This is a genomic window from Methylobacterium sp. P5_C11 (assembly GCF_054049775.1).
In genome coordinates this window covers 1-16,159 of sequence record NZ_JBFULS010000016.1, presented here as the reverse complement: position 1 = coordinate 16,159, position 16,159 = coordinate 1, and the positions used below count along the sequence as shown (strand labels likewise).

Here is a 16,159-nt window from a genome sequence, read left to right as displayed (position 1 = left end):
AAACGAGGCCCGTACGACCGGGTCGACGGACCAATCAACAGGGAGGCACGCTTGACGAGCCCGCAGGCGCCGGATCGGACCGCCACTCCGAAGTCGGTCTCACACGGCGCGGGGCCGGACGGGGTGACCCCGCCGATGCCGGACTTCGAGGCGCTGTCCCGCAACGCCGGGCACTTCGTGGAAGCGATGGGCCGCAACGTCGCCCGCCTTCTCGGGCCGGAGGGTCAGGCGGGCAAGCCCGGCAGCGAGATGAGCGAGGCCGCGAAGGTCTTCGGGCAGGTGGCCGAGGCGTGGCTCACCGATCCGAACCGCAGTGCCGAGGCCCAGGCCCGCCTGTCGCAGGCGTTCCTGTCCCTCTGGGGCTCCACCTATCTGCGGCTGCAGGGCCAGCCGGCCGACCCGGTGGCGCTCCCGGAACCCCGGGACGCGCGCTTCGCCCATGCGGAGTGGTCGACCAACCCGTATTTCGACTTCATCAAGCAGGCCTACCTGCTGGCGACCCGCTGGGCCGAGGGCCTCGTGGACGAGGCCGAGGGACTCGACACGCAGACGCGCCACAAGGCGCAGTTCTATCTGCGCCAATTCACCAGCATGCTCTCGCCCTCGAACTTCCTGCCGACCAACCCGGAGTTGATCCGCCATACCCTGCAGGAGAACGGCGCCAACCTCGTCCGCGGCCTGAAAATGTACGAGGAGGATCTGCAGGCCGGCGGCGGCCAGCTGCGCGTGCGCCAGACCGACCCGAGCGGCTTCGAGGTCGGCCGCAACATGGCGGTCACCCCCGGCGAGGTGGTGTTCCGCAACGACCTGATCGAGCTGATCCAGTACGCCCCGACCACCGAGACCGTGCTGCGGCGCCCGTTCCTGATGGTGCCGCCCTGGATCAACAAGTTCTACATCCTCGACCTCAATCCCCAGAAGAGCTTCTTCAAGTGGATGGTCGACCAGGGGCTGACGGTCTTCTGCATCTCCTGGGTGAACCCGGATTCGCGCCACGCCGACAAGGACTTCGAGTCCTACATGCGGGAGGGGATCGAGGCGGCCATCGACGCGATCGGCGTCGCCACCGGCGAGAGCGCGGTGACGGCGGCGGGCTACTGCGTCGGCGGCACGCTCCTCGCCGTGACGCTCGCCATGCAGGCCGCCACCGGCAACCGGCGGATCAAGAGCGCGACGCTGCTCACCACCCAGGTCGATTTCACCCATGCGGGGGATCTGAAGGTCTTCGCCGATGAAGACCAGATACGCCAGGTCGAGGCGCGTATGGCCGAGCAGGGCTACCTGGAAGGCGCCCGCATGGCGAATGCCTTCAACATGCTCCGGCCGAACGACCTGATCTGGCCCTACATCGTGAACAACTACATCAAGGGCAAGACACCCTCGGCGTTCGACCTACTGTACTGGAATTCCGACGCCACCCGCATGCCGGCGGCGAACCATTCCTTCTATCTGCGCAACTGCTACCTCGACAACACCCTGGCGCAGGGCCGGATGGTGCTGGGCAATGTCCGCCTCGACCTCAAGAAGGTGCAGGTTCCGATCTTCAACCTCGCCACCCGGGAGGACCACATCGCGCCCGCGCTGTCGGTGTTCGAGGGCTCGAAGGCGTTCGGCGGCAAGGTCGACTTCGTCCTGGCGGGCTCGGGCCACATCGCCGGCGTGATCAACCCGCCCGCCAAGCCCAAATACGGCTACTGGACCGGTGGCCCGGTGAAGGGGACCCTCGAGGCGTGGATCGCCGCTGCCGTCGAGACCAAGGGCTCGTGGTGGCCCTACTGGTTCCAGTGGATCGAGGCGCAGGCCCCTGACCGGGTCCCGGCCCGGAAGCCGGGCGGCGACGCGCTCCCGTCCCTTGGACCGGCCCCCGGGACCTATGTGCGGATGCGCGCCTGACGCCCAAAGCCCGTCGAAGGCGCGCCGGGCCTCCCGGTCACCCGGGACGCCGGCGTTCGGTTCGGGACGCCCGGAGGCCGGGCATCCCGCGCAGGGCGCTCAGTATTTCCGGACCAGAGGCGCCAGGGCCGGCGCGGCCGGAGCGCCGAACACGTAGCGGAAGCCCACGGAGACGATGTCGGCGCTGGAATCGACGACGCCGGCGAAGGCGATGTTGCCGACGTTGTAGTCGCGGCCGAGGCCCGCCAGGATCCGCGACCGGTCCAGGAACAGGTGCGAGTAGGCGAGGTTGAGCGTCAGGCGCTCGTTCCAGCGGTAGCTGGCGCCGACCGACAGATTGTAGCGATCGCCGTCCGGCAGGCGCACCGAGCGGTTCCTGAAGTCGATCGGCGACGTCTCGTAGCCGAAGCCGGTGCGCAGGGTCAGGTTCGGCGACGCGTCGTACTCGGCGCCGATCGAATAGGTGAACCCGTCCTTGTAGTTGAGCGGCAGGGTGTTCACCGGTAGCCCGATCGTCTTCGACACGATGCCGATCGTGCCGAGCCTCGACCAGTTGTCCCACTCGAAGCCCAGATTCACCCGCGCCACCGGCGAGACCGCCTGCGTGAGGCCGACGCTCAGCTTGTCGGGGGTGTTCAGCTTCGCGCGGACCTGACCGGCCAGCGGCGCCAGGGCGAGCAGCGGCACGCCGATCGAGCCGTCGATCTCGTGGTGGACCGAGGAGCGGTAGCCGATGCCCAGCACGGTCCCGGCGCGGGGCGTCAGCGTGGCGCCCGCGGTGAAGCCCGCACCCCAGGACTCCCCCTTGAGGAACGAGCTCGGATAGGAGGTCGGCAGGATGCCGGGGATCGGCAGCGCCTGGCGCAGGGTCAGGCGGAAGTACTCGATTTTCGGGCCGGCCGCGATCGAGAGCCACTCGTTGACCTTGAACCCGATGACCGGGTTGATCGCCAGCGAGAAGATCCGCGACGAGCGCCCGTAGACCTCGCCGGACCAGACCTGGTTCGGCTTGGTGACCAGCCCGAAGGGAGCGCCGGTGGACAGGCCGAGCCACAGCCGGTCGTTGAGCTGGTACGAGGTCGCGCCCGCCGGCACGACCGCCCCCTGGCCGAGTTCGCCCGAGCCGCCCAGCCGCGCGAAGCCCGGATTGGTGCCCGGCGCGGGGCGGATCTCGGACGAGAGGCCGATATAGGTGAAGTTCTGCTCCGCGACGAAGCCCGGGTTCATCGTGATGGTCGCGGGGTTCCAGAACATCGACGAGACGCCGCCCGACCCCGACGCCGCGCCCGCGAAGGCCAGCCCCTGAGCCTCGGTGCTCTGCTCCCGGAGCCCGAAAGCCCCCGCCTGCGCCTGACCGGCGCCGAGGATCACCGCCGTGGCCGCCAGCATCGCAGCGCGCACTGTCCCGCCCATCTGTTCCCCCAAGCCCTCTGGATTCTGCCGGGCGCCGTCGTTTGTTCGAGACCCGTTATGCGGCGACCGGTCGTGCATGGTGCCGGCTTTCGGGGCAGCGCCGCAATGCTGCTCATCAATTTCGATGTCGAGAAGAGCATCAGTAGATCAATCTGCACAAACTCCACGGCAACGACTGAACCCGCTCGGAATACCATTTTCAACAGTCGAAATTTGAGCTTCCTCACCTAAGCATCGACCTGAACAATAAATCCTGAGACCACCGACCCTGCACTTTTCCGCCATCCTGTTGCCCGTCGGCGACACCCGGCAGACCCACGCGGCCTGCCGCCGGCCTTGCACCCGCGTCGACGCCCGGCCATGGTCCCGGCGTCCGGCGCAGACCGGTTCAGGGAAGGATGTGGAGTGCGGCGATGAAGCTCTTCCGGCACGGCCCGAGCGGCGACGAGAAGCCCGGCCTCGTGGATGCGAACGGGGGGCTGCGCGATCTCTCGGGCCTCGTGCGCGACATCGCCGGGCCGGCGCTCGCCCCCGATTCGCTGGCGCGGCTGCGCGCCCTCGATCCCGAGACCCTGCCGAAGCTGCCGCCGGACGTGCGCCTCGGCCCCTGCGTCGGCGGCACCCGCAACGTGGTGGCGATCGGCCTCAACTTCGCCGACCACGCCGCCGAGACGGGTTCGCCGATCCCCGCGGAGCCGATCATCTTCAACAAGGCCCCGTCCAGCCTGTGCGGGCCGAACGACACGGTGATCATTCCCAAGGGCTCGTCCAGCACGGACTGGGAGGTGGAACTGGCCGTGGTGATCGGCCGGCGCGCCAGCTACGTCCACGCCAACGAGGCGCTGAGCTACGTGGCGGGCGCCTGCATCTGCAACGACGTCTCGGAGCGCGAGTGGCAGATGAATCGCGGGCCAACCTGGACCAAGGGCAAGAGCGCGCCGACCTTCGGGCCGCTGGGTCCGTGGCTCGTCACCCTCGACGAGATCCCCGACCTCAAGAACCTCGCCATGAGCCTCGACGTCAACGGCGAGCGCCGCCAGACCGGCTCCACGGCGACGATGATCTTCGACGTGCCCCAGCTCGTCGCCTACGCGTCGCACTTCATGCTGCTGGAGCCGGGCGACGTGATCACCACCGGCACCCCGCCGGGCGTGGGCCTCGGCATGAAACCGCCACGCTACCTGAAGGCCGGCGACGAGATGGTCCTGCGGATCGACCGGCTCGGCGAGCAGCGCCAGAAGGTCATCGCCTTCGACGACTGGACCGCCAAGGCCTCGGCCCGGGAGCCGACAGGTTGAAGGGATGCGGCCTCCGCGCGGCCTGCGCCGCACGGAGGCGCTTGATTTTTCGTCGCCGATCCCACTCAAGGGCACCATGAGCCAAGCTGCCGACCCGCACGCGACCGACTTCCGCCACGACTGGAGCGTGGCCGAGATCCAGGCGATCCATGACCTGCCGTTGCTCGATCTCGTGCATCGGGCCGCGCTCGTGCACCGGGCGCACAACGACCCGGCGGATGTTCAGCGGGCGAGCCTGCTGTCGATCAAGACGGGGGGGTGCCCGGAGGATTGCGGCTACTGCTCGCAATCGGCCCATCACAAGGAGACCGGCCTCCCGCGCCAGCGCCTGATGCCGGTGGAGACCGTGCTGGCCGAGGCTGCCGCCGCCAAGGCATCGGGCGCCACCCGGTTCTGCATGGGCGCGGCGTGGCGCAGCCCGAAGGACGGGCCGGATTTCGACGCGGTCCTCGCCATGGTCCGCGGCGTGCGCGGCCTCGGCATGGAGGCCTGCGTGACGCTGGGCATGCTGACGGCCCACCAAGCCGAGCGCCTCGCGGAGGCCGGCCTCACGGCCTACAACCACAATCTCGATACCGGCCCCGACTACTACGACAAGATCGTGTCGACCCGGACCTACGAGGACCGGCTGACCACGCTGGAGCGCGTCCGCGCGGCCGGCATCGGCGTCTGCTGCGGCGGCATCGTCGGCCTGGGCGAGGCGGCGAGCGACCGCGTGGCGATGCTGCAGGTCCTGGCCAACCACGCGCCGCATCCGGAGAGCGTCCCGATCAACGCGCTGGCGGCGGTCGCTGGCACGCCGCTGGGCGATGCCGCGGAGGCAGTGGATCCCTTCGACCTGGTCCGCATGTGCGCGACCGCCCGGATCGTGATGCCCCGAGCCCGAGTCCGGCTCAGCGCGGGCCGCCGCTCGCTCAGCCGGGAAGCCCAGGCGCTGTGCTTCCTCGCCGGAGCGAATTCGATCTTCTACGGCGAGCGGCTCCTCACTACCGCCAACAACGAGGCGGATGCGGATGCGGCCCTGCTGGCCGATCTCGGCATCCGGGTGGCCGAACCCGTGCTGGCCGCAGCGGAATAGGGGCTCAGCCCTCGGGCAGCACGATCCGGAAGCGCGCGCCGGACTCGCACGCGTCGAGGGCGAGGGTGCCGCCGTTGATCCCGATCAACTCGGCGGCGATGGGCAGGCCGAGGCCGGTGCCGCCGGACCGCATGGAGCCCTGGAACGGCGCGAACAGATTCTCCCGGGCGCGGGCCGGCAGGCCGGGACCGTTGTCGCTCACCAGGATGGTCACCCGGCCGGGCTCCTCGCGGCCGGCCGCGACCCGCACGGTGGCGTCCGCGACCTTGGCCCCGTCCAGTGCCTGCACGGCGTTGCGGACGAGGTTGGCGAGCGCCCGGCCGAGCTGCTCTGGATCGGCCTGCACGCTCAGGTCGCCCGCCGCGACCTCCACCGCCACGGGATGGACCGCCAGCGCGGCGAGATCGGGGAGTTCGGCGAAGATCGGTGCGAGCGGCGTGCTGGCGAGCCGCGGCGCCCGCTCGGCGACGCGCCCGTAGGCGAGGGTCGCCTCGCAGAATCGGATCGCCCGGGCCAGCGTTCCCACGAGGCGCGGGGCCACGCGCTGCACCGTCGGATCCGCGGTGCCCTCCAAGCGGTCGCCCAGGAGCTGCGCACCGGTGAGCAGGTTGCGCAGTTCGTGGCTGATCTTGCTCACCGCGAGGCCCAGCTCGGCGAGCCGCCGCTTCTGGCGGAGCTGATCGGCGAGACTGCGCTGCATCCGTCCCAGTGCCCGCTCGGCCTGGCCGATCTCGTCGTTGCGGCGGGACGGCGCGATGATCCGTCCGGCATCCTCCGGATCGTCCGCGAAGGCCGTGATGCTGGTGGCGAGCCGCCGCACCGGCCGCACGATCAGAACCTGCAGCACCACGAAGACGAGACCCGCCGCGGCCGCCGCGATGATCAGCGAGGAGACCAGCAGCCGCAACGCGTAGTCGATCATGGCGGTGCGCAGCGGCGCCTCGTCGAGCAGGATCTCGACCCGGTCGAAGCCGACGCCCCCCTCCCCGACCACGCGGATCGGCTCGCGGACCGGAGCCACCAGGGTGCGCCATGCCCCCCGGATCGCCGACACGGCGGTGACGTCGCGCAGGTCGACGGTGTCGGCGACCTGCTCGGGCATCGGCTCGATGGCGAGGAGGCGCTGCGCGCCGCCGCCACGGACCGCGATCGCCCGGGCGTTCACCCCCGCCAGCAGCCGGCTCTCCAGCCCCTCGGAGACCGGTTCCCCGCTTCGCCCGTCGAGCACGAGGGCGGCGACCTGCGCGGCCGCGAGGCGGTCGGACATCCACTCGATCCGGTAATTGGCCACCGCCGGCACGTAGGTCAGCACCTCGGCCACCACTACGAAGGCGACGGTGACGAGGAACAGCCGGCCGGACAGGCCGAGGCGTGCCGGGCGCCGATCCGGCAGGTCGCGGCTCGGGGCAGCCGTCGGCACCTCCGTCGCCGCGGTCGCGTCGGCCTCGACGGACACGCCGGTCACGCTCCGCGCGGGCATCGCGGATGCGGATCGGCGGAGAGAGGATGGAGCGTGCTCGAGCCGGATCCGGCCTTCGCGGGAGACATGTTCACAAGCCACAGATTCTAAGCCGGGAATACAGGCTCCCGGCGGTGCGCACTATACGATATCCACCCGCATGGGGTTGCATGTGCCCTGAAACACGGAAAACACGGCCGGCGTCGGGCCGCGGATCTCAGCCGCCGCTCCGTCTGGCGCGCCGGCTCAGCAGCATGCTGGCCAGGGCGAAGACGGCCAGCATCGCGAGGCCCGCCACCATTTTGGGCGTCACGAGGGCGCGCAGGGTCAGGGCGTCGTCGCAGCCGCCCGCGCCGACGGTCAGGCAGGCGGTTCTGGCGGCCTCATGGGCGGCGACCACGTCCTCGATCCCCGCCCCCGTGGTCGCGTACACGACCGCCCCCGGAAGGAGCCCGAGGAAGGTGGCGAGCACGAAGACCCGCATCTTCACCCCGAAGGCGGCCGGGGCGAGGTTGGTCACCCAGAAGGGGAACAGTGGCAGGAGCCGAAGGACCGCGATGTAGCCGAAGGCGTCCCGCCGGAAGCCCTCGGCGAGCCCGGACAGGCGCGTGCCGCCGATCCGCCGGAGCAAATCGGCGCCGGGTCCCCGGCCGATGGCGAACACGATCGCGGCCCCCGTCGTGGCGGCGCAGACCGCGGTCAGCGCCCCCGGCACGATCCCGAACAGGAAGCCGCAGATCATGGTCAGGATCAGGGTGGCCGGCACCGACACGACCACGGCCCCCACATAGAGGCAGTAGGCCGCTACCAGTGCGCGGACGTAGCCGGACTCGACGAAGCCGCGCAGCCAGGTCCGGGAGGCGAGCAGCCGGTCGAGGCTCAGGAGCTGTGCGGCGCCGGAGACGAGGACGATGGCGGAGACGGAAAGCAGCAGCACCAGCGGCAGCCAGCGCCGCAGCCGCTTCCCGCGTCCCTCGGCGACGGGCGCGGCCGCGCTCACCCGGGCTTGCGCATCCGCAGGATCTTGAAGAACCCCCCCGGGAAGGTCGGCTTCAATCCCAGCACCTCGACGCCGTTGCGCCGCGCCCAAGCCTCGATCCGCGTCGCCTTGAAGTCCGACGACCAGCCGATCTTGGTGCAGAGCGGCGCCACGATCTCCTCGACCCGGGCGACCGGACCCTCGCTCTGGCCGAAATGGTTGGCCAGCACGATGCCGCCGCCCGGGCGCACCACCCGCAGGAACTCCGACATCGCGGCCTCGGGATCCGGCACCAGGGTGATCAGGAACTGCGCCACCACGGCATCGAAGCTCGCATCGGCGTAGCCCAGGTGACAGACATCCATGACCTGGAGGCCCTTCACGTGGGACAGGTTCCGGCGCCGCACCTTGGCGCGGGCGCGCTTGAGCATGTCCTCGGACAGGTCGACGCCGCAGACGAAGCTGGCCTTCGGGTAGTACCCCAGCGCCAGCCCGGTGCCGACGCCGGCCTCCAGGATCCGCGGCCCGTGCTCGGCGGCGGCCTCGACGGCCGCGCGGGCCGCGGGCTCGGTGAGCTTGTCGTAAAACACGTCGTAGACAGGCGCCCAGCGGGCATAGGCCTTGCGCATCAGGGCCGTGCTCGGCCCGGCCATCTGCGGCTCGCTCAGCATCGTTCGTCGTATCCAGAGGTTGAGATCAGGCGGCCTCGAGGGGCCGGGCCGACAACGCGTCGACGCGCCGGATGGTGCCGCCGCCGAGCACCCGCGCCCGGGGACCGTCATCCGCGTAGATCGCGCAGGCCTGCCCTGGGGAAACCCCGTCCTCGGGCTCGGCGAGCACGATCTCGGCGGCGCCGTCGGCCCCGACCGTGAGCGTCGCCGGGCGCGGCGGCCGGGTCGAGCGCACGCGGACCGCAACGGGCAGGTCGCGCAGGGTCTCGACCGGCCCCTCGCCGAGCCAGTTCAGGTCCGAGAGGCGGATCCGGGTCGTGGCCAGCGCCGTGCGCGGTCCGACCACCACCCGGGCGGAATCCGGCTCCAGCCGCACGACGTAGAGCGGCTCCGGCCCGGACAGGCCGAGGCCCTTCCGCTGGCCCACCGTGTAGTGGACGATGCCCTCGTGCCGGCCCAGCACGCGGCCGGCGAGGTCCACGATCTCGCCGGGCCGCGCCGCATCGGGGCGCAGGCGGGCGATCACGTCGCTGTAGCGGCCCTGCGGCACGAAGCAGATGTCCTGGCTGTCGGGCTTCTCGGCCAGCGACAGGCCGAGATCCTTCGCCAGCGCCCGGGTCTCGGTCTTCGCCATCTCGCCGAGGGGGAAGCGCAGGAAGTCGAGCTGCTCGGCCGTGGTGGCGTAGAGGAAGTAGCTCTGGTCCCGGGCCGGATCGAGGGCGCGGTGGAGCGCCCGTCCGCCGCCCGGCAGCGCCCGGCTCGCCACGTAGTGCCCGGTGGCCAGCGCGTCGGCGTTCAGGTCCCGGGCGAGGCCGAGGAGGTCGCGGAACTTTACGGTGCGGTTGCACTCGACGCAGGGGATCGGCGTCTCGCCGGCGAGGTAGCTCTCGGCGAACTTCTCGATGACCGCATCGCGGAACCGGTCCTCGTAATCGAGGACGTAATGCGGAATGCCGAGATGCTCCGCCGCCGCCCGCGCGTCGTGGATATCCTGGCCGGCGCAGCATGCGCCCTTGCGATGGCTCGCCGCGCCGTGGTCGTACAGCTGGAGCGTGACGCCGACCACGTCGAAGCCCTGCCGCTTCAGGAGGCCCGCGACCACGGAGGAATCGACGCCGCCCGACATGGCGACGACGACGCGCGTCTCGTGGGGGGCTTTGGGAAGATCGAGGGCGTTCATCGCGAGGGTCCGCAGCCGCCGGCCCGGAAGCTCCCTGGCTGCACGGCCCGTCTATAGCGGGACTTCGCCCGCCTTTCCAGGGCAGGCGGCCCGACGGGGCCGCCCACCCTGCAGAACCTGCCGGGTGGGCGGCAGCTTCGACCGGATCCGGCGCCAGAGCCGCAGGGATATCTGTCGATCTTTCAAAGCCTTATTCGAATTCCGGGATGGCGCGCGGCTTGCTGTGAAGGGGCCAAGAGGAGCCCGGTTATGGCGAGCGGTGCGGCGGATCGGTTGGATGTCACCACGTGGATTCCCTCCACGCGGAGCGCGGCTGCCCCGCGTTCGGGCTGGGAGGCCGCCGGGGTGGCCGCCCGAGCCGGCGACTCCACGCAGGACCGCTTCGGCGCCGCCCTGAACGCCGCGCAGTCCCGGGAGGACGCAGCGACGGCGCGCGCCCGCACAGCCGGCCAGCGCGACCTCGCCGACTCGGTCCGCACCCGTCAGGCGTCCCAGCGCGAGCAGGCCGACACCGTGCGTGCGGCCGGCGACCGCGCACGGGACTCCGCGTTGCAGGCCGACGCCCGGGCCGCCGACCGGAAGGCCGGCCTCGCTGATCAGACGCGCCCACCGGCTCCCGCGGCGCCGGCATCGCAGAGGGACGACTCCCGCCCCGCGGCAGCTCCGCGCGGGCAGACCCCGACATCGGGCACGGCGAAGGCTTCCGAGACCGATCGGACGCCCGCCCATGCACAGCAGGGCTCCGAGCGGACCCCGACCACTCAGGATGCGGAAGCCGCGGTCTCCACGGCCACTGGCCCCAACACGGTGCCCGCCGACGCGCCGACGCCCTCGCAGACCGCCGGGACCACCGAGGTCGCCGCGCAGGCCACAGGCGCTGGCCCCGCCGCCTCGCTCCTGGCCCTCATCGCCACGTTGGCCCAGCGCGGCGCTGTGGCGGAGGCCCCCAAGAGCGAGGCGGACGCCGGCGCTGCGGCGGCGAAGGACGGTGCCGCGGTCCCTCCCGGCGCGATCCCCGGAGCCGCGGGGGCGACGACCCTGCCGGGCACGGTGGCTCCAGCCGGTCCCCGTTCGGGCAGAGCAGTATCGGGCATCGCGGGGATCGCCTCGGGTGCGTCCGCGGCCGCGGACTCACCGGCCGGAACCGGCACGGGCAGCGCCATCAAGGGCAGCGCCTCCGCGGACGGCCTGACGGCCGGAACCGGCGACCCCGCGGCCGCGGCGCCCGGAACCGTTGGACCGGACTTCCTCACCGCCCTGGCCGATGCGGGCCAGGGCGCGAACCCGCCGCAGGGCACACTCCCCGCGGCCCAGGGCGGTCCGGCGCCGACCGCTGCCGCCAGCCCGGCAGCCGGCGCCACGAACGCCGCGCAGGGCACGGCCGCCCCGGCCCAGCCCGCGTCCCCCGTCCAGGCCGATCCGCCCATTCCCCTCGGTCAGGTCCCGATGACCATCGGGCTGCGATCCCTGCGGGGATCCAACGAATTCCAGATCCGGCTCGATCCGGCCGAACTCGGGCGCATCGACGTCAAACTGGAGATCGACAAGGCGCATGGCCGGGTGATGACCCACCTCGTGGTCGACCGCCCCGAGACCCTCGCGCTGCTCCAGCGCGACGCCGGCCAGCTGCAGCAGGCCCTGTCCCAGGCCGGCCTGGATACCTCGGGCGGCGGCCTCAACCTGTCGCTGCGCGGCGACGGCGACGCCCGGAGCGGCGGAGGCGACGGCCAGCAGGGTGATGCCCCCCGCAGCGGGTCGAGTTGGACCCGGGATCAGGCGGAAGCCTCGCAGGAGGTCGCCCCGACCCGCTTCCTGCGCGGCTACGGCGGCGTCGACATGAGAATCTAACGCATCGGTCCAAACGAGGGAGTCAGCGAAGTTTGGAAAAACCGATGCCTCAACAAAGGCCTAGGGCTCATGCGCAGGAACCAAGTGACTGCGTCTAAGGACTAGGCGGCGCGCGGCACGAGCGGCGCGGACCGACACCGAGACATCACCCGTCCAGGCCCTGAGCCCCGACGCGGCACGGGAGAGACCCATATGACGAGCGGCATATCCAGCCTGACCAGCACGACGTCCAAGACGGGCGCGTCGGGCAGCAGCGGCAACGCGACCGAGATCGCGGGCAACTTCACCCAGTTCCTGACGCTGCTCACCACGCAGCTCAAGAACCAGAACCCCCTCGACCCGATGGACACCAACCAGTTCACGCAGCAGCTGGTCCAGTTCGCGGGCGTCGAGCAGCAGCTCAAATCCAACGACCGCCTCGACAGCATCCTGAGCGCGTCCCAATCGGCGAGTTCGGCATCGGCCACGAGCTACATCGGCAAGACCGTGACGGCGGACGGTAGCGCCTCGCAGCTGTCCAACGGCGCGGCCTCCTGGTCGCTCACACCGGCCCGGGCCGCCTCGAAGGCGGTGATCACCATCCTGGATTCGAAGAACAACGTCGTCGCGACGCAGACCACCGCGCTGACAGCCGGCAACCAGACCTACACGTGGAACGGCAAGACCTCGGCGGGCCTCAGCGCGGCGAACGGCAACTACACGATCAAGGTCTCGGCGACCGACGCCACGGGCGCCAACGTCTCGGTCGATACGAGCCTGACCGGCACCGTTGACGAGGTCGATCTCAGCGGAACGACGCCGGTGCTCATGATCGGCTCGCAGAAAGTGCCGCTGTCCAGCGTGCAGACCATCGGGTTGTCCACAAGTGGCACTTAACGAATCACATCCGAGTGACTCGCTTCAACATCTCTTAAGCGGGCGCAAGTACCTTCAATGCTCGACAGGTCAGTCGAGTGTAGAGCGTATCATGACCGAACCGAGCCGCCCGAGAGTGAAGTACGTGATCGGGCCCGACGGCAGCCCCCTGACGATCGCGGACCTTCCGCCCCCGAGCACCCGTCGCTGGGTGATCCGGCGCAAGGCCGAGGTCGTGGCCGCGGTGCGCGGCGGCCTCCTCAGCCTTGAGGAGGCGTGCAAGCGGTACACGCTGACCACTGAGGAATTCCTGAGCTGGCAGTTCTCCATCGACCAGCACGGCCTCGCCGGCCTGCGGACGACGCGGATTCAGCACTACCGGCACTGAGACTGCGGCCGCGGGCATGGGCTCTCCCCGTCCCCGCCGGCCGATCCCGAAACCTGCCGAAGCCGCGTCCGGAATCGCCCGGGCGCGGCTTTTCGATGTTCCGAACCCGCTCACGGTCCGCGATGCGGCCGGGCATTAACGCCCCGCTAACCACGACCTGGGCAATTTCTGCCGAGCGGGCCGCCGGGGTCCGCCAGCGTTAGAGTGCAGCGAATCCGCCCGTGAAGCCGGTCCTCGATCTCGTCACGAAGTTCGGACCGGCCCGAATCGCCGCCATGGCGGCGGTGACGCTGACGCTCATCGGCTTCTTCGCCTTCATCATCCTGCGCGTCTCGCGCCCCGACATGGGGGTGCTGTTCTCCGACATGTCGATACAGGATTCGGCGGCCGTGGTCCGGGAACTCGACAGTCGCGGTATCCGCTACGAGACCCGGGGCGACGCCGGGCAGACGATCCTGGCGCCGCGGCCCGACCTCGCCAAGCTGCGCATGGACCTCGCCGGCAAGGGCCTGCCGACCCAGGGCGGCGTCGGCTACGAGATCTTCGACAAGGGCGATGCGTTCTCGTCCACCAACTTCGTCCAGAACGTGAACCACCTGCGCGCCCTGGAAGGCGAACTCGCCCGCTCGATCCGGGCGATCGGCCGGGTCCAGGCGGCGCGGGTCCACCTCGTCCTACCGGAGCGCCGGCTGTTCGAGCGTGACCGCGAGAGCCCGAGCGCGGCGATCGTGCTGAAGCTGATGGGCGACCTCGACGCCGGGCAGGTTCGGGCGATCCGCCACCTGGCGGCCTCCGCCGTGGAAGGCCTCAAGCCCGAGCGCGTTTCTATCGTCGACGAGCGCGGCCGGCTGCTGGCGGACGGCGCCCGCGATGCCAGCGCCGATATCGCCACCGGTTTCGAGGATCGGCAGATCACCCTGGAGCGGCGCCTGCGCGGCCAGATCGAGGACGTGGTCGCCGGCATCGTCGGCCCCGGCCGGGCGCGGGTCCAGGTCAACGCCGAACTCGACCTCAACCGGGTCGAGAGCCGCTCCGAGACCTTCGACCCCGAGAGCCGCGTGGTGCGCTCCGCCCAGACCCGCACCGAATCGGCGCTCACCGGCAATGCCGACGGCCAGGTCAGCGTCGGCAACGAGCTGCCGGGCGCCAGTGGCGCCGACAAGGCGCCTGCCCCGAAGGACGCGACGAACAAGAACGAGGAGACCACGAACTACGAGATCTCCCGGGTGACCAAGACCGAGGTCGCCGAGGGCGGCCGGATCAAGCGCCTGTCGGTCGCCGTGGTGCTCGACGGGGTGTACGCCACCGCGCCCGACGGCAAGCAAGCCTACAGCCCGCGCTCGCCCGCCGAGATCGAGCGGATCACGGCCCTGGTCCGCGGGGCGGTCGGATTCGACAAGGCCCGGGGCGACCAGATCGAGGTGGTGAACCTGCGTTTCGCCGAAGCGCCGAGCGTGCCGCAATTCACCGAGCCCACGCTGCTCCAGTCACTGCTCGCGCCCACCAAGGACGATGTCCTGCGCATGGCCGAACTCGCCGTCCTGGCGCTGCTCACCCTCATCGTCCTGCTGACGGTCGTGCGCCCGCTCGTGCGGCAGGTGCTCGCCCCGGTCGCGGACGCACCGTCGCTGGCCGGCCCCGGGATGGGCCTGCCCGGCGACGCCGCCATCATTGCCGGGCCGGGCGGGGCGATTTCGGTCATGGACCGCGACAACCCGACCGCGCGGCTGATGGAGTTCGCCAAGATCAACGGCCAGGTCCAGGCCGAGACGGTCCAGCGGGTGGTCGACATGGTTCGGGCGAGCCCTGCCGAGACGGTCGAGGTGCTGCGCACCTGGATCCAGGAAGAGTGAAGCGTAGGGCGTCGAGGATCGGCCGATGGCAGCAGGTATGGCGGCAGGACTGGTGAACACCCTCGCGGGTGCGGGCGGCGAATCCCTCTCGTCGATGCCCGGGCCGCAGCGCGCCGCCGCGCTCCTCCTGATGCTCGGCGAGGAGGAAGGCGCGCCGATCTGGCAGATGCTGGAAGAGGAGGAGATCAAGAAGGTCAGCCACGCGATGGTCCAGCTCGGCACGCTGGAGGCGCAGACCGTGGAGAGGCTGATCATCGAGTTCGTGACGAAGCTCGGCAACAGCGGCGGCATCTCGTCGAACTTCGAGCGCACCGAGGCGCTGCTCCTGAAGATCTTCCCGAGCGACCAGGTCTCGCTGATCATGGCGGAGATCAAGGGTGCGTCCGGCAAGCGCGTCTGGGCCTCGATCGCCCAGGTCGACCCCGAGATCCTCGCCTCGTTCCTGCGCAACGAGTACCCGCAGACGGTTGCGGTGGTGCTCTCGCGGGTGCGGGCCGACTACGCCGCCAAGGTGCTCACCATCCTGCCCGAGGACTTCGCCATCGACTGCCTCAACCGGATGCTGCGCATGGAGACGGTCCAGAAGGAGGCCCTGCGCCACATCGAGGAGACCCTGCGGGTCGAATTCGTCTCCACCATCGCGCAGACGCAGCGCCGCGACGCCCACGAGATGATGGCCGACGTGTTCAACGCCTTCGACCGGCAGACCGAAGGCCGCTTCCTCGCCGCACTCGATCAGGCGAACCGCGGCTCGGCCAAGCGCATCCGCGAGCTGATGTTCACCTTCGAGGACCTGCTGAAGCTCGATCCGGGCAGCGTCCAGACCCTGATGCGCAAGATCGACAGCGACACCCTGTGCCGGGCCTTGAAGGGCGCCAACGAGCCGACCCGCGGCTTCTTCATGAAGCAGATGTCGACCCGCGCCGCCAAGAACCTCACGGACGAGATGGCCTCGCTCGGGCCGGTCCGCCTGAAGGAGGTCGACGAGGCGCAGGCGAAGATGACCGAGATCGCCAAGGACCTCGCCGAGAAAGGCGAGATCATGATCGCCAAGAATAGCGCCGAGGAGGAGCTGGTCTATTGAGCGCCCAGGCCGCCCGGAGCGCCAAGCCGTTCCTGTTCGAGACCGACTTCCGCAGCGCCCGCCCGAGCGCGGAAGCGCAGCGCGCCGCCGACGCCGCCGCCCGGGCCGAGGCGGAGGCGCATGCCCGCGGCCAGCAGGAGGGCGCGGCCAGCAGGAGGGC

The 16,159-nt window shown here is 70.6% G+C and carries 13 protein-coding genes; 8 read left to right on the top strand and 5 right to left on the bottom strand.

The window, feature by feature from the left end; all coding sequences use genetic code 11:
- The first annotated feature begins 135 nt into the window (after positions 1-135).
- Positions 136-1,893, top strand: coding sequence for a PHA/PHB synthase family protein (locus ACXJKQ_RS10990; protein WP_457105852.1), 1,758 nt, complete (start codon positions 136-138; stop codon positions 1,891-1,893).
- A gap of 99 nt (positions 1,894-1,992) precedes the next feature.
- Here ACXJKQ_RS10990 and ACXJKQ_RS10985 read toward each other — a convergent pair whose 3' ends face one another.
- Complete coding sequence (locus tag ACXJKQ_RS10985) at positions 1,993-3,306, bottom strand: OmpP1/FadL family transporter (RefSeq protein WP_457105784.1); 1,314 nt, start codon at positions 3,304-3,306, stop codon at positions 1,993-1,995.
- 413 nt (positions 3,307-3,719) lie between these two features.
- Here ACXJKQ_RS10985 and ACXJKQ_RS10980 point away from each other — a divergent pair, with 413 nt between their 5' ends.
- Entirely contained in the window at positions 3,720-4,604 is an 885-nt protein-coding gene (locus tag ACXJKQ_RS10980; RefSeq protein ID WP_457105783.1) for a fumarylacetoacetate hydrolase family protein, read from the top strand.
- Between the two features lie 76 nt (positions 4,605-4,680).
- Positions 4,681-5,682, top strand: a complete 1,002-nt coding sequence (bioB, locus tag ACXJKQ_RS10975) for a biotin synthase BioB (RefSeq protein ID WP_457105782.1) — start codon at positions 4,681-4,683, stop codon at positions 5,680-5,682.
- Positions 5,683-5,686: 4 nt separating this feature from the next.
- On the opposite strand, the gene ACXJKQ_RS10970 is transcribed toward bioB, so the two are convergent.
- The 4 genes from ACXJKQ_RS10970 to mnmA form a co-directional block, all read right to left on the bottom strand.
- Positions 5,687-7,162 carry an ATP-binding protein gene (locus tag ACXJKQ_RS10970; protein WP_457105781.1) on the bottom strand — a complete coding sequence of 492 codons (1,476 nt, stop codon included), beginning with the start codon at positions 7,160-7,162 and terminating at the stop codon, positions 5,687-5,689.
- 196 nt (positions 7,163-7,358) lie between these two features.
- Complete coding sequence (locus ACXJKQ_RS10965; RefSeq protein WP_457105780.1) at positions 7,359-8,141, bottom strand: TVP38/TMEM64 family protein; 783 nt, start codon at positions 8,139-8,141, stop codon at positions 7,359-7,361.
- Positions 8,138-8,791 carry a class I SAM-dependent methyltransferase gene (locus ACXJKQ_RS10960; protein ID WP_457105779.1) on the bottom strand — a complete coding sequence of 218 codons (654 nt, stop codon included), beginning with the start codon at positions 8,789-8,791 and terminating at the stop codon, positions 8,138-8,140. Before ACXJKQ_RS10960 ends, ACXJKQ_RS10965 begins: the two co-directional genes overlap by 4 nt.
- Positions 8,792-8,816: 25 nt before the next feature.
- The gene (gene mnmA / locus ACXJKQ_RS10955) at positions 8,817-9,971 is read right to left on the bottom strand and encodes a tRNA 2-thiouridine(34) synthase MnmA (protein WP_457105778.1); all 1,155 of its coding nucleotides are present in this window, start codon (positions 9,969-9,971) and stop codon (positions 8,817-8,819) included.
- A 345-nt stretch (positions 9,972-10,316) separates the two neighbouring features.
- Between mnmA and ACXJKQ_RS10950 the strand changes: the two genes are divergently transcribed.
- The 5 genes from ACXJKQ_RS10950 (at position 10,317) to fliG (ending at position 15,999) form a co-directional block, all read left to right on the top strand.
- Positions 10,317-11,819 (top strand): flagellar hook-length control protein FliK, encoded by a 1,503-nt coding sequence (locus ACXJKQ_RS10950; RefSeq protein ID WP_457105777.1) that lies wholly within the window; start codon positions 10,317-10,319, stop codon positions 11,817-11,819.
- Between the two features lie 192 nt (positions 11,820-12,011).
- On the top strand, positions 12,012-12,695 hold the full coding sequence (locus ACXJKQ_RS10945; RefSeq protein WP_457105776.1) for a flagellar hook assembly protein FlgD: 684 nt from the start codon (positions 12,012-12,014) through the stop codon (positions 12,693-12,695).
- A 91-nt stretch (positions 12,696-12,786) separates the two neighbouring features.
- Positions 12,787-13,062, top strand: a complete 276-nt coding sequence (gene sciP, locus ACXJKQ_RS10940; RefSeq protein WP_007569077.1) for a CtrA inhibitor SciP — start codon at positions 12,787-12,789, stop codon at positions 13,060-13,062.
- Positions 13,063-13,283: 221 nt separating this feature from the next.
- Positions 13,284-14,915, top strand: a complete 1,632-nt coding sequence (fliF, locus tag ACXJKQ_RS10935) for a flagellar basal-body MS-ring/collar protein FliF (protein ID WP_457105775.1) — start codon at positions 13,284-13,286, stop codon at positions 14,913-14,915.
- A gap of 37 nt (positions 14,916-14,952) precedes the next feature.
- On the top strand, positions 14,953-15,999 hold the full coding sequence (fliG, locus tag ACXJKQ_RS10930) for a flagellar motor switch protein FliG (RefSeq protein WP_457105851.1): 1,047 nt from the start codon (positions 14,953-14,955) through the stop codon (positions 15,997-15,999).
- Positions 16,000-16,159: the final 160 nt, after the last annotated feature.